General features: G+C 72.4%; 15 protein-coding genes. 10 read left to right on the top strand and 5 right to left on the bottom strand.

Features of this window, described 5'->3' with window-relative positions; genetic code table 11:
• Positions 1 to 24: 24 nt before the first annotated feature.
• The 5 genes from HKK72_RS21585 (at position 25) to HKK72_RS21565 (ending at position 8805) form a co-directional block, all read left to right on the top strand.
• Positions 25 to 3054 carry an AAA family ATPase gene (locus tag HKK72_RS21585; RefSeq protein ID WP_187236219.1) on the top strand — a complete coding sequence of 1010 codons (3030 nt, stop codon included), beginning with the start codon at positions 25 to 27 and terminating at the stop codon, positions 3052 to 3054.
• A 344-nt stretch (positions 3055 to 3398) separates the two neighbouring features.
• Complete coding sequence (locus HKK72_RS21580; protein WP_222720969.1) at positions 3399 to 4619, top strand: endonuclease/exonuclease/phosphatase family protein; 1221 nt, start codon at positions 3399 to 3401, stop codon at positions 4617 to 4619.
• Positions 4620 to 4661: 42 nt separating this feature from the next.
• Positions 4662 to 5846, top strand: coding sequence for a sensor histidine kinase (locus tag HKK72_RS21575; protein ID WP_187236217.1), 1185 nt, complete (start codon positions 4662 to 4664; stop codon positions 5844 to 5846).
• Positions 5843 to 6508 carry a response regulator transcription factor gene (locus HKK72_RS21570; protein ID WP_187236216.1) on the top strand — a complete coding sequence of 222 codons (666 nt, stop codon included), beginning with the start codon at positions 5843 to 5845 and terminating at the stop codon, positions 6506 to 6508. Before HKK72_RS21575 ends, HKK72_RS21570 begins: the two co-directional genes overlap by 4 nt.
• Before the next feature lie 137 nt (positions 6509 to 6645).
• Positions 6646 to 8805, top strand: coding sequence for an MMPL family transporter (locus tag HKK72_RS21565; RefSeq protein ID WP_187236215.1), 2160 nt, complete (start codon positions 6646 to 6648; stop codon positions 8803 to 8805).
• A gap of 51 nt (positions 8806 to 8856) precedes the next feature.
• On the opposite strand, the gene HKK72_RS21560 is transcribed toward HKK72_RS21565, so the two are convergent.
• Positions 8857 to 9177 (bottom strand): GroES family chaperonin, encoded by a 321-nt coding sequence (locus tag HKK72_RS21560; protein ID WP_187236214.1) that lies wholly within the window; start codon positions 9175 to 9177, stop codon positions 8857 to 8859.
• Between the two features lie 96 nt (positions 9178 to 9273).
• Here HKK72_RS21560 and HKK72_RS21555 point away from each other — a divergent pair, with 96 nt between their 5' ends.
• Both HKK72_RS21555 and HKK72_RS21550 read left to right on the top strand, forming a co-directional pair.
• Positions 9274 to 10308, top strand: coding sequence for a hypothetical protein (locus tag HKK72_RS21555; RefSeq protein WP_222720968.1), 1035 nt, complete (start codon positions 9274 to 9276; stop codon positions 10306 to 10308).
• 183 nt (positions 10309 to 10491) lie between these two features.
• The gene (locus tag HKK72_RS21550; RefSeq protein WP_187236213.1) at positions 10492 to 11919 is read left to right on the top strand and encodes an endo-1,4-beta-xylanase; all 1428 of its coding nucleotides are present in this window, start codon (positions 10492 to 10494) and stop codon (positions 11917 to 11919) included.
• A gap of 70 nt (positions 11920 to 11989) precedes the next feature.
• Here HKK72_RS21550 and HKK72_RS21545 read toward each other — a convergent pair whose 3' ends face one another.
• The 4 genes from HKK72_RS21545 to HKK72_RS21530 are packed head-to-tail and all read right to left on the bottom strand — an operon-like array spanning position 11990 to position 15928.
• Positions 11990 to 12868, bottom strand: a complete 879-nt coding sequence (locus HKK72_RS21545) for a carbohydrate ABC transporter permease (protein WP_187236212.1) — start codon at positions 12866 to 12868, stop codon at positions 11990 to 11992.
• On the bottom strand, positions 12865 to 13881 hold the full coding sequence (locus HKK72_RS21540) for an ABC transporter ATP-binding protein (RefSeq protein ID WP_187236211.1): 1017 nt from the start codon (positions 13879 to 13881) through the stop codon (positions 12865 to 12867). The genes HKK72_RS21545 and HKK72_RS21540 overlap by 4 nt, the downstream gene beginning before the upstream one ends.
• A complete protein-coding gene (locus tag HKK72_RS21535) occupies positions 13878 to 15134 on the bottom strand; it encodes an ABC transporter substrate-binding protein (protein ID WP_187236210.1) in 1257 nt (418 codons plus the stop codon). Before HKK72_RS21535 ends, HKK72_RS21540 begins: the two co-directional genes overlap by 4 nt.
• Entirely contained in the window at positions 15131 to 15928 is a 798-nt protein-coding gene (locus tag HKK72_RS21530; protein ID WP_222720967.1) for a carbohydrate ABC transporter permease, read from the bottom strand. The genes HKK72_RS21535 and HKK72_RS21530 overlap by 4 nt, the downstream gene beginning before the upstream one ends.
• Positions 15929 to 16137: 209 nt before the next feature.
• On the opposite strand from HKK72_RS21530, the gene HKK72_RS21525 reads away from it, so the two are divergent.
• The 3 genes from HKK72_RS21525 (at position 16138) to HKK72_RS21515 (ending at position 20150) form a co-directional block, all read left to right on the top strand.
• Entirely contained in the window at positions 16138 to 18402 is a 2265-nt protein-coding gene (locus tag HKK72_RS21525; RefSeq protein ID WP_187236209.1) for a WD40/YVTN/BNR-like repeat-containing protein, read from the top strand.
• Between the two features lie 2 nt (positions 18403 to 18404).
• Positions 18405 to 18839, top strand: a complete 435-nt coding sequence (locus tag HKK72_RS21520; RefSeq protein WP_187236208.1) for a hypothetical protein — start codon at positions 18405 to 18407, stop codon at positions 18837 to 18839.
• Positions 18840 to 18941: 102 nt separating this feature from the next.
• Positions 18942 to 20150 carry an ROK family transcriptional regulator gene (locus HKK72_RS21515; RefSeq protein WP_187236207.1) on the top strand — a complete coding sequence of 403 codons (1209 nt, stop codon included), beginning with the start codon at positions 18942 to 18944 and terminating at the stop codon, positions 20148 to 20150.
• The last annotated feature ends 180 nt before the right edge of the window (positions 20151 to 20330 follow it).

The raw sequence follows: 20330 nt of genomic DNA, 5'->3' as shown, positions 1-20330 counted from the left end.
GCCCGCCGGCAGGGGGTGCCCGCCGTGAGGCTGCACCGCCTCGAGGTGACCGCGTTCGGGCCGTTCGCGGGCACCGTGACCATCGACTTCGACACGCTGTCCGACGCCGGGCTCTTCCTCATCCACGGCCAGACCGGCGCCGGCAAGACCAGCGTCCTCGACGCCCTCTGTTTCGCGCTGTACGGCCAGGTGCCCGGCGCCCGCAACGCCGTCAAGGGGCTGCTGCGCAGCGACCACGCCGCGCTGGGGGCCGCGCCGAGGGTCCTGCTGGAGCTGACGGTCCGCGGCCGCCGGCTGCGCATCACCCGGTCGCCGTCGTGGGAGCGGCCGAAGATCCGCGGCACCGGCACCACGTCCGAGCACGCCAAGGTGATCGTCGAGGAGTACGAGGACGGCTCGTGGCTCGGCCGGTCCGCCCGGCTCGACGAGGCCGGGCACTTCATCGGCGGGCTGCTCGGCATGACGGCCGACCAGTTCTGCCAGGTGGCACTGTTGCCGCAGGGCGAGTTCGCGGCGTTCCTGCGCGCAGGCGCCGAGGAGCGCCGCAAGGTGCTGGAGCGGCTGTTCGCCACCGAGGTGTTCACCCAGGTGGAGAAGTGGCTGGCCGACCGCAGGGCGGTGAGCGGCAGGCGGGCCGAGCAGCTGCGCGCGGAGGTCGAGTCGACCGCCGATCGGATCGCCGAGACGGCCGGCGCCGAACGGCCCGGCGGCGAAGCGGCGGCCGGCCGCGGCCTGGTGCCAGCGCCCCGGCGCGAGCAGCCGCCGGGCGACGGCGGGCACGAGATGGTGACCCCCTGGGCAACCGAGCTCGAGGGCCAGCTCGCCGCGGTGCGCACCGAGACCGAGTCGCTCGTGGCCGATGCCGAGGCCGCCCTTTCGGCGGCCCGCGAGAAGGCCGAGCGGGGCCGCGGCCTCGCCGAGCGGCAGCGCCGGCACGCCGACGCCCTCCGCAGGAGGGAGGCGATCGACGCCAGGGCCGGTGAGCGTGCGGTGCTCGCCGGGCGCGAGGCCGCCGCCGCCCGCGCCGACAGGGTGCTGCCGCTGATCAACGCCGTGACCACCCGGACCCGCCAGGCCGAGCGGACCTGCGACGCCGCCGCCGTCGCCCGCGCGGCGCTGTCCGACCTCGTGCCCAGCTCGGCCCCCGACGACGTGCTGCACAAGGCCGAGCGCGACCGCCGCGACGAGGCGGCCGGGCTCGAGCGGCTGCGTGACGACGCCGCGCGGCTGCGCGACATGGCCGGCGAGATCGCGGGCGTGGCCGGCCGGCTGGCGGGCCTCGAGCAGGAGGAGGCCGGGCTCTCGGCACTGCTCGCCGAGCTGCCCGAGCTGGTGGACGAGGGCCGGGCCGAACTCGACGGGGCCCGGTTGCGTGCGGCGGGGCGCCCGGCGGCGCAGGCCGTGCTGCAGGACGCCGGGCGGCGGATCGAGTCGGCCAGGCGCAGGGACGTCGTCAGGGCCGCGCTCGCCGACGCCGAGATCGGTCATCAGGCCGTGGTCGACACCGCTCAGGAGCTGCGCGACCGGCTGCAGGAGATCCGGCAGGCCCGCCTGGACGGCATGGCCGCCGTCCTCGCCGGGGAACTCGCCGCGGGGGAGCCCTGCCGCGTCTGCGGCTCCGCCGAGCACCCCGACCCGGCCGTCGCACTCGACGGAACCCCCGACGAGGCCGACGAGGAGCGCGCCCAGGCCGCCTACGACGGGGCGCAGGCCGGCCGGGAGGACGCCGCCGCCCGGCTGGCCGAGCTGCGCGCCGAGCTCGACGGGCTGCTCGAGATCAGCGAGGAGCCCGTCGACGTGCTGGCCGACGAGCTGGCCGCGGCCGAGGAGGCGCTGGCCGCCGTTGACGCCGACGCCGCGCAGACCGAGCGGCTCGAAGAGCGGCTGCTCCACGCCGAGGCCGAGCTGACCCGCGCCAGGGACCGGCGCGAAACAGTGCTGCAGACGCTCGCGGAGAATCGGACCCGCCACACCGAGCTCACCGCCGAGACGATCCGGCTGACCGAGCGTCTGGACGAGGCACGCGGCGCCGACCCGACGCTCGAGGCGCGCATCGACCGGCTCGCCGGCGAGGCCGAGCTGCTGCGGGCCGCCGCTGAGGCGACGCGGCTCGCCAGGACCGCCGAGGAGGAACTGGTCCTCGCCCGGTCGGCGGCCTCGGACGCCGCCTCGGACGAGGGGTTCGCTTCGCTCGACGACGCGCGTGACGCCGCGTTGCCGGCCGACTCGCGGGCCGGGATCAAGGCCGAGATCAAGGCCTTCGACGACGAGGACGCGACCGTACGCGCCCTGCTGGACGACCCTGAGCTCGTCACGGCGGCGGAACTTCCGGCACCGGAGTTGCCGGCGCTCGAGGCTGGCCTGGTGATGGCTGAGAGTGCCTACACCGCTGTGGTGTCGGCCCGCGACCGTGCCCGGCAGCGCCATGACCGCCTCCGCGAACTGCGCGTGACACTGGCCGCCCGGGTCGCCGCCTGGCGCCCGGCGGCCGAGCGGTATCTCGTCGCTGCCAGGCTCGCGGGCCTGGCATCGGGGCAGCCCGGAGTGAACCTGCTGAGCATGCGCCTGTCGGCTTACGTGCTCGCGGCCCGGCTGGAGCAGGTGGTCGCGGCGGCCAACGAGCGGCTGTCGCGTATGTCGGCCGGCCGCTACGCGCTCGCCCACACGATCGACCGGGCGGCCGGCGACCGCCGGGGCGGCAGCGGCGGGCTCGGGCTGCGCGTCACCGACGCCTGGACGGGGCAGGACCGCGACCCGGTGACGCTCTCGGGCGGCGAGTCCTTCATCACCTCCCTGGCCCTGGCGCTCGGGCTCGCCGACGTCGTGACGGCCGAGGCCGGCGGCACCGAGATCGGCACGCTGTTCGTCGACGAGGGCTTCGGCACCCTCGACGAGGAGACGCTCGACGAGGTGATGGACGTTCTCGACGGTCTGAGGGACGGTGGGCGTGCCGTGGGCATCGTCAGTCACGTCGCCGAGCTGCGCACCCGCATTCCCGCACAGCTCCGGGTCCGCAAGGACCGCACCGGATCGACCGCCGCCGTCACCGTCTGATCCCGGGGCGGAGGCGGAGCATCACATGACCTCACCCGGACACCGGCCGTCTCAGCGTCGTTTCGCCTCCTGCCGGTCACCGGCATCAGCGCTCTGGGATTCGTGGCCCGGATGCCGAGCGGCTGCTTGGGCGGCACCGGTGGGCGTCAGCCCTTCATTCCGACCTTGTCGGTCATGGTGTTCTTCCTCGTTCCGTGCTGGGTCTGTCGTGCCCCGGTCAAGATCTCACGCGCACCCGGTGCTCACGGAGTCGCTGCCGCAGCGTTGCCCCGGGGTCGTTCACCGGACGCCGAAGTCATGCCACGATCACCAGGATCGCCATGTCCTGAGGAGAGTGTCTGATGATGCGTACCCGTGCCCGTTCCGCGACCGTCGTCGCCGCAGCCGTGGCACTGACCGCAGCCGCCATGGGGCCGGCGGCAGCGTCCGATCACGGGGGCGTGCGGTTCGCCACGTTCAACGCCTCGCTCAACCGGGCCACCGCGGGCGCCCTCATCGCGGACCTGTCGACGCCCGGCAACGCGCAGGCCCGGACGATCGCCGAGATCATCCAGCGCAACAGGCCCGACGTGCTGCTCATCAACGAATTCGACTACGACCGCGCGGCGCCGGGGCTCTTCCAGAAGAACTACCTGTCCGTAGGCCAGAACGGCGCTCGCCCGATCGAGTATCGATACCGGTACATCGCCCCGAGCAACACCGGCATCGCCTCCGGCCTCGACCTGAACAACGACGGCACGGTCGTCACCGAACCGGGATCGGACGCCTACGGCCAGGATGCGTACGGCTACGGGATGTTCCCCGGCCAGTACGGCATGGCCGTCTACTCGCGCTACCCGATCGACTTCGATTCGATCCGGACGTTCCAGAAGTTCAGGTGGGCGGACATGCCGGGGGCCCTGCTTCCGGACGACCCCGCGACCGCACGGCCCCGTGACTGGTACTCGCCCGCCGAACTCCAGAAGCTGCGCCTGTCCTCCAAGAGCCACTGGGACGTGCCGGTCCGCATCGGGCGGCGTACCGTGCACTTCCTCGTCAGCCACCCGACGCCGCCCACCTTCGACGGTGCCGAGGACCGCAACGGCCTGCGCAACCACGACGAGATCCGCTTCTGGGCCGACTACGTCCGCTCGGCGCGCTATGTCTACGACGATCGCGGGCGGCACGGCGGGCTGCGGCCCGGCGCGGATTTCGTGATCGCCGGGGACCAGAACGCCGACCCTCTCGACGGCGACAGCGTCGACAGCGCCATCGACCAGTTGCTGCGCAACCCGCGGGTCAACGCCTCGTACGTGCCTTCGAGCGAGGGGGCCGCTGAGGCGAGCGCGCTGCAGGGCGGTGCCAACGCAAGCCACCGAGGCGACCCGGCGGCCGACACGGCCGACTTCGCCGACGGCGCGCCGGGCAACCTCCGCGTCGACCATGTGCTGCCCTCCAAGTCGCTGCGGGCCGTCGACGGCGGGGTGTTCTGGCCGGTCAAGGCCGACCCGCTGTCCCGGCTGACCGGCGTCTTCCCGTTCCCGAGCTCCGACCACCGCCTGGTCTGGGTCGACGTCAAGAGCTGAGCCCCCGCCGGCGGTCTCGGTGGCGGCCTTATGCTGCGGTGCATGGCACTGACCCCGGGTGCGCCGCCGTGGCCGTTGCGCGGCCGTGCCGCCGACGCCGTGGTGGCGGGCGGGGTCGCCGTCGTGGTCGTCGCGGGTGCTCTCTTCGCGCTGCGGGACCAGCGCCCGTTCGCGTCCGCCGATCTGCTGAGCTGGGCGCTGATCGTCGTCGCCCTGGTCGCGGTGTACTTCCGGCGCCGATGGCCGGTCGCCATGGCGGCGCTGACCCTGCTCGCCTGCGGCCTGTACTACCCGCTCGGTGAGCCGGACGGCACGCTGCTCGTGACCTTCATCGTCGGTCTCTACACCGCCGCCGCGGAAGGGCACCTCAAGGCGGCGGTGACCCTGAGCGTCCTGGCGCTGCTGGCCACCGGCTTCGGCGAGACGGCCGGCGACACACGCCACGTGGACAACGCCGCACTGTCGCTCGTCACGGGCTGGATCATCGCGGCGGTCGCGCTGGGCGCCGTCGCCCGTAACCGCCAGGCCTACCTGCGCGAGGTCGAACAGCGCGCCCTCGACGCCGAGCGCGGCCGGGAGGAAGAGGCCAGGCGGCGGGCCACCGAGGAGCGGCTCCGCATCGCGCGTGAGCTGCACGACGTGATCGGCCACAACATCTCCCTCATCAACGTGCAGGCGGGGGCCGCGCTGCACCGCATCGAGCGCGATCCCGAGCAGGCCGAGCGTGCCCTCGCCGCCATCAAGGAGACGAGCCGGGAGGCCCTCAGGGAACTGCGGGCCACGCTCGGGGTGCTGCGGCAGGTCGACGAGGCGGCGCCCACCGAGCCGGTGCCCGGCCTGGCCGGTATGGCCGATCTCGTCGCCGGTGCCGAGACCACGGGGCTCGACGTACGGACCGAGATCGAGGGGGAGCGGCGCCCGGTGCCCCCTGAGGTCGACCTGGCCGCGTACCGCATCGTGCAGGAGGCCCTCACCAACGTGACGCGGCACGCCCGCGCCACCATGGCGGTCGTGCGGGTCCGCTACGGCCGCGACGACGTGCGCTTGGAGATCGACGATGATGGGCGAGGCGGTGACCCGGGCGCGGGCAACGGCATCCTCGGCATGGGCGAGCGGGCGCGGGCGCTGGGCGGCGAGCTCACCGCCGAAGGCGGCGGATCCGCTGGAGGATTCCGCGTCCGCGCCAGGCTGCCGCTCGGCTCGCGCGGGCTGGGCGGTGTCCGTTGATCAGGGTGCTGCTGGCCGACGACCAGCGCCTCGTGCGGGCCGGGTTCCGCTCCATCCTCGACGACGAGGACGACATCAGCGTGGTCGCCGAGGCCTCGGACGGAGCGGAGGCCCTGCGTCTCGCCGGCGGCCTCAGGCCCGATGTCGTGCTCATGGACATCCGGATGCCCGAGCTGGACGGCCTGGAGGCCACCCGGCGCATCGCCGACGACGCCGACCTCACCGACGTCAAAGTGATCATCTTGACCACCTTCGACCTCGACGACTACGTCTACAGCGCTCTGCGGGCCGGAGCCAGCGGGTTCCTGGTCAAGGACACCGAGCCGATGGAACTGATCCACGGAGTCCGGGTCGTGGCCCGCGGCGACGCGCTGATCGCACCCTCGGTCACCCGCCGGCTGATCTCCGAGTTCGCCGGACGCGTCGATCGGCCGGTTCCCGGTGCGCGCCTGGACGCGCTCACCGGACGAGAACGCGAGGTCATGACGCTGGTCGCCGAGGGTCTGTCCAACGACGAGATCGCCGAACGGCTCGTGCTGAGCCCGGCGACGGCGAAGACGCACGTCAGCCGCATCATGACCAAGCTGGACGTACGGCACCGCGCGCAACTGGTCGTACTCGCCTACGAGTCCGGGTTGATCACCCCTGGCTGGCTCTCCTGACAACCGCTGGGGTATCCATCCGCCGCTCCGCGCAACCGCCGCGGTAGGGCGGCGGCTCCGCCGACGACTCCGGGGGTACGGCGATTCCGTGCCTGCGCAGGACGATCGGTGGCCGTCTCGCGCGGATCCTTGTTGGCATGCCTCCGCAGACCCCCGCCACCACGTCCACGACCACCGCACCGCCGCGCCGCGCCGGCCTGTTCGAGCGGCTCGCGGCGTGGTCCTACCATCACCGCTGGGGCGCGCTCGCGCTCTGGGCGGCGATCCTTATCGGCGTCTCCGGCGCGTCGGCGATGGTGGGCAGCGACTACCACAACGATTTCACCCTGCCCGGCACCGACTCCCAGCGCGCCGCCGACGTCCTGGCGCGGCACGGCTCCCCCGAGGTGGGGAACAGCGTCGAGATCGTCATGCGGGACGTCCGCGGCGTCGCGGCGCCCGGCACGCGCCCCCGGGTGGAGGAGATGCTGCGGGAGGTGGAGGGACTGCCCGGCGTCGCAGGCGTACGCGGGCCCTTCGCCGAGCCCGGCGCGATCTCACGCGACGGCACCATCGGCCATGCCACCGTCAGCCTGAAGGGCCGGGCGGAGGCCGTGCCCGCCGAGGACGTTCGTGAGATCGTCGACACGGCACGGGCCGTCGACGGCGCAGGCCTGCAGGTCGAGGTGGGCGGCGACGCCGTACGAGAGGTGGCGGAGGGCGAGGGCGGCGGTGGTGCCGAGGGCGCCGGGATGCTCGGTGCACTCGTGATCCTCGTGCTGCTCTTCGGCTCGTTGGTCGCCGCGAGCCTGCCGCTGATAACCGCGATCTTCGCGGTGGGCACCACGCTCGGGCTGATAGCCATCGCCTCCTGGATCGCCGACGTGGCCGACTTCACGCCACCGATCATGATGCTCGTCGGCCTCGGGGTGGGCGTCGACTACGCTCTGCTCCTCTTCTCCCGCTACCGGGACGAACTGCTCGACGGAGCCGAGCCCGAGCAGGCCGCGCGCACCGCCCTGGACACGGCCGGGCGAACGGTCTTCTTCGCCGCCTGCACTGTCATCATCGCCCTGCTGGGACTGGTCGTTCTCGGGCTGGGCTTCCTGCAGGGCGTCGCACTCGCCGTCGCGCTCACCGTGCTCATGACCATGCTCGCCGCGCTGACGCTGCTCCCGGCGCTGCTCGCGCTGCTGCACCGGCGCATCCGGCGGAGCGTCCACCGGCGCGCGGGTCGAGCCCATCGTGAGCGCGGGGCCCGCTGGCGGCGATGGGCGGCGCTCGTGCAACGTCGCCCCTGGCTCGCGCTGCTCGTGTCCACCGTCGCGCTCCTCGCGATCGCCGCGCCCGCGCTCGGGATGCGGCTCGGTTTCGCCGACGCCGGCAGCGACCCGGACTCCGCGACCAGTCGCCGCGCCTACGACCTGCTCGCCGACGGTTTCGGCCCCGGCGTCAACGGCCCGCTGATCGTGGTGGCCCAGGGCGACGAGCGGGCGGCGGGAGAGTTGCGGCGCATGCTCGCCGCCACCCCGGGGGTCGCTTCGGTGACCGGTCCGATCCCGACCCGTGACCGCGCGGTGTCCACGTTGATCGTCTTCCCCGACTCCGCGCCGCAGGACGAGGCCACCGGCGAACTGGTGCACCGGATGCGCGGTGAGGTGCTGCCGCCCCTGGAGCGCGCCACGGGCGCCGCCTTCATGGTGGGCGGCGCCACCGCGGCGGCGCAGGACTTCTCCGACACACTGGCCGACCGGATGCCGCTGTTCGTCCTGGTGGTCGTCGGGCTGTCCTCGCTGCTCCTGCTGATCGTGTTCCGCTCGCTGCTGATCCCGGTGAAGGCCGCGGTGCTGAACCTGCTGAGCATCGCCGCCGCGATGGGGGTCATCACCCTGGTCTTCCAGCACGGCCTGCTCTTCGCCCAGCCGGGCCCCATCGAGGCGTATCTGCCGGTGATGATCTTCGCGATCGTCTTCGGGCTGTCGATGGACTACGAGGTCTTCCTGCTCTCCCGTATCCACGAGGAGTGGGAGCGCCGCGGCGACGCGGCGGCCGCCGTCCGGGAGGGTCTCGCGACCACCGGGAGCGTCATCACGGCCGCCGCCGCCATCATGATCGTGGTGTTCAGCGCCTTCGTCCTGAGCCCGGTCCGCATGCTCCAGGAGTTCGGCCTCGGGCTGGCCGCCGCGATCCTCATCGACGCCGTCGTCATCCGCTGCCTCATCGTGCCGGCGGTCATGCGGCTGATGGGACGCCGTGCCTGGTGGCTGCCCTCCGCGTTGGCCCGCCGGTTGCCGAGGGTGGCGCTCGAACGCCGGTGACGCGACGGGCGGCTCAGAGAGGTACGAGCCGACGCAGAGGTACCGGCCGGCTCAGAGGTACAGGCCGGTGCCGTGCTCGGGGCGCTCGTTCGCGACGGCGTGCAGGTCGCGCTCGCGCATGACGAGGTAGTCCTGACCCTGGATCTCGACCTCGAACTGGTCCTCGGGGTGGAAGAGCACCCGGTCGCCGACCTTGACCGTGCGGACATGGTGGCCGATGCCGCAGACCTCGGCCCAGACGAGGCGATTGGTCTGCTGCACGGTCGCGGGAATCACGATGCCGCCGCTGCTGCGGCGCTCGCCCGACTCCTGCTCGACCCGAACCATCACCCGGTCGTGCAGCATCTGTACCTCGAACTTCGCCTCGGCCATCCTGAAATGTTACTGCTCAACCGGATTGCCGAAGATCTGGATGCGTTCCGGTGGAGTTCAGTTCCCGGCCGACTCGACACCGTACGTTGACGCGGCATGGGAAACGATCAACGAATATCGGGTGCGTTGTCGCGTCGCGCGGTGCTCGGCGGCGCCCTCGCCGCGACCGCGGGCATCGCGCTGGGCGGTACCGCGGCTGCCTCGCCGGGCGGCGAGCGGCTCCGGGTACTGGTGGCGACGAATGAGCCGTGGGGCACCTATCACATCAGTCCGCTGCTCACCGAGGCTCGACGGCGCGGCTGGCGGCTCACCCAGCTGGTGCCCGACCTCTCCCAGATCAAGCCGGACGACCCGGTGCCCACCGCGACACCGGAGACGGCCCCTGCCGCCGATCTGCTCGTGGTCGCCGGGGCCGGGGAGTGGCCGGTCGAGTGTGCCGATCGTTGCCGGCGGCTGCCCTTGGCCGCCAGTGGACTCGCCTACCTGGGGCCGCAAGAGGCCGCTCTCGCCAGGCGGCTGCACCGGCGGCTGCGTGTGATCACAGCGGCCTCGCCGGCGGCGGCCCGCGCGTTCGCCGGCTATCTCGGTACGCGGCGCCCGGTGCGGGTGGTCGGGTCACCACAGACCGATGATCTGCCGAAGCGGGTGCCGGAACCGGGGCTCGTGCTGGTGCTCACGAGCGTCACCCATGCCGACGACACCGGGGGAGCGGCGCCCGGCACCGAGCTTCTGCTGGCGGCCGCCGAGAGGCTGGAGGCCGCCGGCAGGCGGATCCTCGTCGGTCTGCATCCGAGGGAGGATCCCGCGCTGTGGGATCGCTACGAGATCAGCGAGGTCCCGTCGCTGGAGGCCTCGGCACGCGCTGAGGCGGCGATCGGAATTCCGGGAACGGTGTTTCCCCTGATCGCCGCCGTGGGCACACCCCTCGTGGGCTGCGTCGACCCCGCGCTCGTGGTGCCGGACTACCTGCTGGCGGTCTGTTCGTCGACCATCGACGACGCCGCGCTCGCGGTGTCGGCGGTGGACAAGGCACGGCTCCCGGGGTCCGAGACGTTGGCCGACGCGATCGGCCCGGTCGGTGGCTCGGCACGGCGCCTGTTCGACCTCTGGTCGAAGGCGGCGCGAGGCTGACGTCGACGGACCGGCCGGGGACGCGGGGGAAATGCGGGACCCGGCCGGTCCGAGCGGGCGGTTCGAAACACGTCGGACGCCGTTATCGAAACATTTCCGAAACATGTTGACTCGTGTTCTGACTGGACCAAGTATTGGGAGCGCTCCCACGAATCCTCGCCCCCGCTCTCCGGAGGAGGAGATGTGACAAGCGCCCCCCACCCACCCAGAAGGCGGCGTGCCTTCACCGCGCTCACGGCCACGGTGCTCACGGCACTCACCGCGACCGGCCTCGCCGCCGTCGTGGCCACCGCGCCGTCCTCGACCGCCGCCACCACCCTCGGCTCGGCCGCCTCGTCCAAGGGCAAGACCTTCGGTACGGCCGTCTCGGGCAACCGTCTGAGCGAGTCGCAGTACGCCACCACGCTCGACACCGAGTTCACCGGCGTCACGGCGGAGAACGAGATGAAGTGGGACGCCACCGAACCGTCGCGCAACTCGTTCAACTACGCCGCCGGCGACGCGATCGTGAACCGCGCGCAGACCCGTGGCCAGAAGGTCCGCGGTCACACGCTGGTCTGGCACAGCCAGCTGCCGGGCTGGGTCTCCGGCGTATCCTCCGGCACTGATCTGCTCCAGGCGATGCGCAACCACGTCTCGAACGTCGCCGGCCACTACCAAGGCAAGATCGTTTACTGGGACGTCGTCAACGAGGCGTTCGAGGAAAACGGCTCCCGCCGCCAATCGGTGTTCCAGCAGCGGATCGGCAACAGCTACATCGAGGAGGCGTTCCGCGCCGCCCGGGCGGCCGACCCCGGCGCCAAGCTCTGTTACAACGACTACAACACCGATGCCGTCAACGCGAAGAGCGACGCCGTCTACAACATGGTCAGGGACTTCCAGGCCCGCGGCGTGCCGATCGACTGCGTCGGATTCCAGACCCACCTGATCGTCGGCCAGGTGCCGTCCAACTTCCAGGCCAACCTCCAGCGGTTCGCGAGCCTCGGCCTCGACGTCAACATCACCGAGCTCGACATTCGGATGCCCACACCGGCGAGCAGCGGCAACCTTCAGACCCAGGCGAGCGACTACCGCAAGGTCGTGCAGGCATGCGTCGCGGTGTCGCGCTGCACCAGCATCACGGTCTGGGGCATCACCGACAGGTACTCCTGGGTGCCCGACACCTTCCCCGGCCAGGGCGCCGCACTGCTCTTCGACGACAACTACGCGAAGAAGCCGGCGTACAACGCCGTGATCGAGGGCTTCGGCAGCCCGACCGACCCGCCGACCACGCCGACGCCGACCCCGCCGGTCGGCGGCTGCCGGGTCACGTACGCGATGAACACCTGGAACAACGGCTTCACGACCAACATCACGATCACCAACGGCGGTAGTTCGGCGATCAACGGCTGGTCGCTGGTGTTCACGTTGCCGAGCGGGCAGACCATCACCTCCGGCTGGAACGCGAGCTACTCGCCCAGCAGCGGGCAGGTGACGGCGCGCAACGTCGGGTTCAACGGCACCATCAACGCGAACGGCTCGGTCGGGGTCGGCTTCCAGGCCACCCACACCGGCAACACCGGAAGGCCCTCGTCGTTCACCCTCAACGGCACCGCCTGCACCGTCGCCTGAGCCGGCACCGAGTCACCGCGTCACCGCGGCCCGCGCAGGGCACGCGGTGCCGCGGTGACCGGCCGGCTGATCAGAGCAGGCGGAGGCGCCGCAGGACGAGGATCTGCGCGGCCACGGCCCCGGCGGTGACGACGATCAGCATCATGGCGAGCCCGCTGGCGTAACCGAGTTCGCCGTAGTCGAACGCGCGCCGGTACAGGTAGAGCGGCGTGGTCAGCGTGGCGTAGTAGGGACCGCCCTCGGTGACGAGCAGGACCGGAACGACGGTGATCTGCAGCACCATCACCAGGTCGCGCAGGGCGAGCAGAACGAGCACCGGGCTCAGCAGCGGAAGGGTGACCCGGCGCAGGACATGACCCGGTCGGGCGCCCTCCATGGCGGCCGCCTCGTACAACCGTGCCGGGATCAGCTGCCGGGCGGCCAGGGCGACCACGAACGACTCGCCGATCTGCAGCCCCACCATCAGCCCGAGACCGGCGCGGGCGCCCCACGGCGAGGTGAGCCAGCCGGGCGAGGGCAGGCCGAGGCCCTCCAGGGCGAGCGGCAGCGGGCCGTACAGCGGATTGAGCAGCCAAAGCCACAGCAGCGCCCAGGCCGCGTCCGGCACCACCGTGGGCAGGTAGACCGCCGCGCGGGCGGCGCGGACGGTCCGCGTCGGCGGGGTGAGCAGCAGCGCGCACCCGGCCGAGAGCACCAGCCGCAGCGGCACCACGATGGCCGCGAGGATCGCGGAGTTGCGGAGCGAGGTCCACAGCAGATCGTCGCCGCCCATCCGCCGCAGGTTGGCCGTCCCGGTGAAGGCGGGTGCGCCGAACCCGTGGTAGTCGGTCAGGGCCAGGTAGGCGGTGCCCGCGAGGGGCAGCCCGATCACGAGGGCGGTGCCGATCAGGTACGGCGCCGCGAGGACGCCGGTTCCGGCCCGCCGTCGCGGGCGCAGGCGGACCTTCACCCGGTACGCCGGCCGTCCGCACCGTTGAAGCGGTGCACGTCGCGGTCGTCCCAGTCGAGCCCGGTCTCGGCGCCGACCTCGGGCGCCTCGGTCCAGGGCAGCCGGGCGAGCACCCGTTCCTTCGCGCCGGGCACGGCGATGTGCGCCAGGCATTCCTCGCCCGCCGGCTCGACGGTGAGCACGCGCCCGCTCGCCCGGCCTCGGTCGGCGGGCGCCGTCCGGATCCGCTCGGGACGCACCCCGAGGACGGCCTCGCCGGCGTCACCCGCCGGGAGCAGGTTCATCGGCAGCGCACCGATGAACCGCGCCACGAAGGCCGAGCCGGGCCGTTCGTACAGCTCCCTGGGCGGCGCGACCTGCAGCAGACGGCCCCCGTCGAGCACGGCCACCCTGTCGCCGAGGGCCAGCGCCTCGTGCTGGTCGTGCGTGACGTACAACAGGGCGACGCCGAGCCGGCGCTGGAGGTCTTTGATGTCGATGCGCATGCGCAGCCGCAACTCGGCGTCGAGCGCGCTGAGCGGCTCGTCCATGAGGAAGGCGGCGGGCTCGCGGACGAGCGCGCGTGCCAGGGCCACCCGCTGCCGCTCGCCCCCGGACAGCTCGTGGGGGCGCCGCTCGAGTGCCCCGGCGATGCCCAGCGCCTCGGCGGCGGCAGCGACCTTTCCGCGCACCTCGGCGCGCGGCGTGCCGCGCGCCCGCTCGCCGAATCCGATGTTGTCGGCGATCCGCAGGTGCGGGAACAGCGCGGGTTCCTGGGACACCAATGCGACGTCACGCGCCCCGGGGGGCAGCGCCGTGACGTCGCGGTCACCGATCCGCACGGTTCCCCTCTCCGGCGTCTCCAGGCCCGCGATCACCCGTAGCAGGGTGCTCTTGCCGGATCCGGACGGCCCCACGACGACGACCAGTTCGGTCTGCCCGACGTCGAGGTCCACGGGGTGCAGGGCGGCCACCGGGGCGGCGCCGCGACGCCCGGGGAAGGTCTTGACGACGCCCCTGACGACGACGCTCATCCGCCGTCGGCCAGCAGCGGGCGGGTGCGCTCGTCGATGCGGGTGAGCGCCTGGTCCAGCGGCGCGCCGTCGTGGAGGACCCGGGTCAGTTCCGCCGCCACGACGTCCTCGACCTCGGGCCAGCGCGGGTGCACCGGCGTCCGCCGGATCGAGGGAATGCCGTCGAGGAAGACCTGGGAGCTCCTGGGCGGGCGGGAAGAGTCGAGAAAGGCCCCCGACTTCGCCACCGAGACCAGTGAGGGGACGGTACGGCCGCCGAGTGCGGTGAGGGTCTGGCCCTGGTGACCCACGGCGAAGGCGATGAAGCGGGCGGCGGCCTCGCGCCGGCGGGACTTCGCGGCCACGCAGTAGCCGTCGGAATGCAAAATGCCGGCCGGCTCGGCGCCGGTGGGCAACGGCGCCACGTCGAAGTCCAGCCCCGGCACCTCCCGGAACGCCGGCGTCTCGCGCCGCGACGACAGCAGCATGGCGAGCTTGCCGGTGGTGAAGCGGGTCTCCAGGTCCTGCGCGGCGACCTCCTTCTCGCCGGGCATGGCCGGGGCCAGGCTCAGCAGGAAGTCCAGGGCACGCCGGGCCTGCGGCGTGTCCAGCGTGAGGCGGGTCGGCGCCCCGGTGTCGTCGACGACCTCACCGCCCGCCCCCCACACGAACGGCGCCGCCCGTACGAGGGAGGGCTCGATCCCGACGCCGTGACCGCCCGCGCGGGTGAGCGTCTTCGCGGTACGCGCGAAGTCGTCCCAGGTCCACGAGGCCTTCGGAACCGGAACGTCGGCGCGGCGCAGCAGGTCAAGGTTGTAATAGACGACCAGGGAGGAGATGTTCTGCGGCATGCACTGCAGAACCCCCCGATAGGTGAATGCCTCGATCGGCTGGGGGTAGTAGTCGGCCGTCCGGACGCCGTGCGAGGCGAGTCCCGGACCGACGGGGGAGAGGGCGCGCCGCGCCACGAACTGCGCGTACTCGCGGTAGTTGACGAGGAAGACGTCCGGTGGGCTCCCCGCGGCGAACGAGGTCGTCAGCCGGGCGAGGTGGTCGGCCTTCTTCGCCACGGCGTCGAGCCGGACCCGGCTGCCCGGATGGCTCTTCTCGTAGGCGCCGACGAGCGCCCGGTAGACGGCGATCTCCTCGGGCTCGCCGGAGATCTGGAGACGGATGGTCGTGCCTCCGGCGCCGGAGTCGCCGCCGGAGTCGCCGCCGCAGGCCGCCATTGACAGAGTGGCCGCGAGCACGCACGCGGCGACCGCACGGATCATCGCACCCCCAGGGTCCGGGACAGAAACGCCCGCTGAGCCAGCAGGAAGACCAGAGTCGGCGGAAGCGTCGCCAGCACCGCCGCGGCGAGGAACACCGGATACATCGGCGGGTCGAGGGACGACAGCGACCAGAGCCCGAGCGAGAGCGGCCAGCGCTCCGGTGAGGGAAGCAGTAGCAGCGGGTCCGTCACGGTCGACCAGTACGACGTGAAGGCCAGCATCGCCACCGCGAACGCCGCCGGGCGGGCCTGCGGGAACGTCAGCGACCACGTCCGCCAGGGCGACAGCCCCTCGAGTTCGGCCGCCTCGATCTGGCCGCGTGGGATCCGCGAGTAGGCGAAGGCGAACACCAGGACGTAGAAGGGCGTGGTGGCGGCGATCGCCGGCAGTGCCACGACCACGGTGTGGTCGGTGAGGCCCAGCCGTTCCAGCAGCACCACCCGGGGAACCCACAGCGCGAACGGGGGGACCATGAGGGCGATGAGCGTCACGAGCAGCAACGGCCGCCTGGCGCGGCGCGCGGTCATGAGGGCGAACCCGGCCCATGAGGCGACCAGGACGGTCACCGGTACCGCCACGGCGATGATCAGTAGTGAGTTGCCGAACTGCCCGGCGAGGTCGCCCATCCGGACGGCCGTCGTGTAGTTGGCCGTGCGCACCTCGCCCGGAACCAGCGCGAATCCGTCCGGGGGGCGGCCGGGCGTCCTGAGCGAGCCGAGCACCATCACGACCAGCGGGGCGAGAAAGAGACCGGTGAGGGCGAGGGCCGCCGGCAAGCGCGATCGACCCGCCACGCCACCTCCCGATCGCTCGACCGGGCCGATTTTAGACCAATTAGTGGACGGGTGGCCGGTTGCTGATGGCGTGGTAATTAGCCTCGCCATTTACTGGCATAAATTGACAAACTTTACCTGGGTGTTTTGAGCTGGGCAGCGCACCGTCGGTGCCGCACAATCACGGGGAACCGGATATACCGCAACGAATGCTGGAATCTGGAGGCTCGATGTCGCGGCGATCCCTCACCCTGGCCGCCGTCGTGGGGCTCATGGCGGCGACCGCCGGAGCCGCCGCCGTCCATCCCGACGCGGAGCCCGTACGCGCCGAGCGCAGGCCGGTGGCGCAGATACGGCAGGAGCCCGGTGACGCGATGCTCGTGCAGCGCCTGGCCGGCGACAGCGTCCTCGACGCACGCTCGTACGAGCGGGCCCGCGACCGGTTCCAGCAATTGCGGGCCGACAACGCCGGTCGCACCGAGATCGCGGGCGTCACCTGGCGCAGCGAGGGGCCGACCGGTATCGGCGGCCGCCTCAAGGACATCGCCTCGGACGGCAAGGGAAGGCTCTGGGTCGCGGCGGCCAGCGGCGGCGTGTGGCGGAGCACCGACGGCGGCAAGACCTTCCAGCGGTCCTGGCCGGACTCGTATCCGCAGGCGATCGGGGCGCTCACCCGGGGACCCGACGGCGTCCTGTGGGCGGGCACCGGTGAGACCAGCCCCGGCGGCGGAAGCACCACCTATGCCGGCACCGGGCTCTACCGCTCCGCCGACGGCGGGAAGACCTGGCGGCGGTCCGGCCTGACCGACTCGCACCGGATCGCCGAGATCATCGTCGATCCGAAGAACGCCAGGCGCATGTACGTCGCCGTGTCCGGAGACCTCTTCGCGCCAGGTGGCGAGCGCGGCGTCTACCGGTCCGAGAACGCCGGCCGCAGCTGGCGCAAGGTGCTCGGCGGCGCGACCCCGACGGCGGGCGCGGCCGACATCCTGATCGATCCAAAGCAGCCGCGAAACCTCTACGCCGCCTTCTGGGACCATCAGCGCCGCCCCGACCTGCGCCAGTACGCCGGTCCCGGGTCACGGGCCTACAAGTCGACCGACGGCGGCACGACCTGGCGGGAGCTCGACGGCGGGCTGCCCGCCGCGGGGCCGGACACCGGCCGGCTGGCCATCACGCTCGCACCGTCCGATCCGAACCGGCTCTACCTCCTGCGGGTGCACCGGCTCGGCAACTTCGACGGGCTGTGGACCTCGGCGGACGCGGGCGCCACCTGGACCCGGCTGCCCGACGATCCCCTGCTCCGCTCGTCACAGAGCAGCTACGGCTGGTGGTTCGGCAAGCTCTGGGTCTCGCCCGGCGACCCGAACGACCTGTGGGTCGCGGGCGTGCCGCTGATCCGCTCCCGCGACGGCGGCCGGACCTTCGGGTACGGCGCCGACGACGTGCACGCCGACCAGCACGCCATGTTGTGGGAGAGCAGCGCCCCCGGGACCATCTACCTCGGCAACGACGGCGGGTTCTACCGCACCGACGACGACGGCGCCACGTGGGTCAAGGCGGTGTCGGAGCCGTACACGCAGTACTACACGCTCGACGTCGGCGAGCAGGACCCCGGCCGCATGGTCGGCGGCGCGCAGGACAACGGGTGCAGCCGCTCGTACGGCTCGACGGCGGGCTGGGAGATCTTCGGGTGCGGAGACGGCCTGGAGACCCTGATCAACCCGGTGGACCAGAACCTCGTCTACTACTGCTCGCAGTACGGCAACTGCAGCCGCTCGGCCGACGGCGGCGACACCGGGCGGAACTTCACCGGCGCCACCACCTCGACCCGGCGGAACTGGAAGGCACCGCTCGAGTTCGACCCGAGCAATCCGTCGATCATGTACTACGGCGGCAACATCCTGAACCGGTCGGCTGACGGCGGCGTCACCTGGACGCCGATCAGCCCGGACCTGACCGACGGCGAGGGACCCGACCCGCAGTACAGCTTCGGAACGCTCACCACGGTCGCCGTGGCGAAGAGCGACCCGAACCGGATCTACATCGGCGCCGACGACGGCACCGTCGCGGTGACCCGGGACGGCGGAGCGAACTGGACGAAGATCAACGCGGCTCTGCCCGACCGCTGGGTGACCAGGCTGCGGGTCGACCCGTCCGACGCCGACGTGGTCTACGTGACGCTGTCGGGGTTCCGGTCGGGCAGCGATGCGGCGCACGTCTTCCGCAGCACGGACGGCGGGTCCACCTGGAAGAACATCAGCGGCACGCTGCCGAACGCGCCCGTCAACGACATCGTGCAGGTCGGCCGGACGCTGTACGTCGCCAACGACGTCGGGGTCTTCGTCAGCCCGCTCGGCGGCTCCCTCTGGCTGCCGCTGCCCGGCCTGCCGGAGACCCCCGTCATGGAACTGCGGGTGCACCGGCCCGGCGGGCGGCTGTACGCCGCGAGCTTCGGGAGGGGCATGTACAGCACGCGGATCCCGGTCCGCTGAGCGTGCCGAGACCGGCCGCCGTCGCCGCCCGGGCCGCGTCGACCGTGGTGCTCGTCACCGCGCTCGCCGGATGCGGTGGCGCGGCCGGTGAGGCGTCGCGCGGCTGCGCCGAACCGGTGCCGGTCGCGAAGAGCCGGCTCGCCGCGCTTCCGCTGGACCTCGACGAGGTGGGCACGGTCACCGAGGTCGGCTCCGAGGCGGGCCATCTGGCCGTGACGGTGGTCGCCGAGTCGACCATCGACGAGTCGTACGCCGCGTTGCCCGCGGTGCTGACCGCCGGCGGGTTCGACGTGGTCGCCGAGGAGAACGAGGGGATCGAGGCGGACATCTTCTTCGTCCGGGGCCGGCGGGAGACCGGCTCGGTGAAACTGGTGGAGGGACCCTGCGAAGGACAGGTGACCCTGCGGCTCACCGTGGCGTCCACGCCGTCCCGGTAGCGGGGGACCCCCGCCGACCGTGCGAAAATCCTGCAAAGGCGTTCCCCGGTGGAACGCGGGGACCGCCCGTGAAGCGGCGCCGCGGAAGGTGACGGTATCGGAATGCCGCAGGTCAGTGCTCCCTCGGCGGGACATCTGTTGCAGTTCATCCGGCAGGGGCGGGCGCGGACCCGCCGGGATCTGATGGAGCTCACCGGCCTGGCCCGTTCCACGATCGCGCAGCGGGTCGACCAGCTGGTGAGCGCCGGATACGTACGCGAGGGCGGCGTCGACGTCTCGACCGGCGGCCGCCGCCCGAACATGCTGAAGATCGACGAGGGGTCCGCGGTGGTGCTCGCGGCCCATGTCGGCGCCACCCACGGGCGGGTGGCGGTGGTCGATCTGGCCGGCCGCACGCTCGCCGAGTCGGCCGGGCCCGTGATCGTCGCCGATGGGCCGGCGGCGCTGGTCGAGTGGATCTCCGCCTGCTTCCAGGCGCTGCTGACCGAGGCCGGCCGGTCGATGGGCGAGGTGTGCGGCGTCGGGGTCGGCCTGCCCTGTCCCGTCGACCAGCGGACCGGGCGGGTGATCCCCACTCCGGTCGTGACCGGCTGGCCGGAGTACGACGTCGTGTCCGCTCTCGGCGCGCGCTTTCCCGGCCCGGTGCTGGTGGACAACGACGCGAACATGATGGCGCTCGGCGAGTTCACCGCGGCCGACCCGGACTGCCCGGCGCTGGTGCTCGTCAAGGTGGGCACGGGCATCGGCGCGGGGATCGTCGAAGGCGGCCGCGTGCTGCACGGGGTCGGCGGGGCCGCGGGCGAGATCGGGCACGTGCGGCTGCGCGGATACGACGACGTCGCCTGCGGGTGCGGCTCGTTCGGCTGCCTCGTGGCAGTGGCGAGCGGTGCGGCGCTCGGCCGGGAGCTCGCCGCGGCCGACCCTTCCGTGCGCGACGCGCGCGACGCCGCCGACGCCGCCGACGTCGTACGGCTCGTCGCGGCCGGGCACCCCGAGGCGGTGCGGCGGACGCGGGAGGCGGGACGGGTCCTCGGCGAGGTGCTGGCCACGGTCGTGAGCGTGGTGAACCCCGGGGTCCTGATCATCTCGGGCAGCCTCGCCCGCACGGGTGACCACCTGCTCGGGGGAATCCGCGAGGTCGTCTACCGGGCGGCTCAGTACCGCTCGACCCGCGGCCTGCACATCACCGAGGGCAGGCTGGGCGACCGGGCGGGGGTCGTCGGCGCCGCGTCGATGGTCGCCGACCGGGTGTTCTCGCCCGACGTGGTGGACGCGCGGATCGCGAACGTCACGGCGTCCGACAACGCCTGACGACAGGTCCCGTTGCGAAGACCTGATGCGGGGGCGAATTCCCGAAATGTTGCGGGTGTGTTACGCAAATAGCACTTGTCGGCAACGGCCGCCCAGGTAACTATGTCTGTTATCGCGGACAAAGTGTTCATAGTCGCGAACAAAGTCTTGTCCCTGTCACGGCCGTCCGGCAGGAAGGGC

Source organism: Actinomadura sp. HBU206391, assembly GCF_014323665.1.
In the GTDB taxonomy this organism is placed as follows: Bacteria; Actinomycetota; Actinomycetes; order Streptosporangiales; family Streptosporangiaceae; genus Actinomadura_C.
The sequence above is the reverse complement of the archived record's forward strand: the minus strand, read 5'-3'. Positions and strand labels throughout refer to the sequence as shown.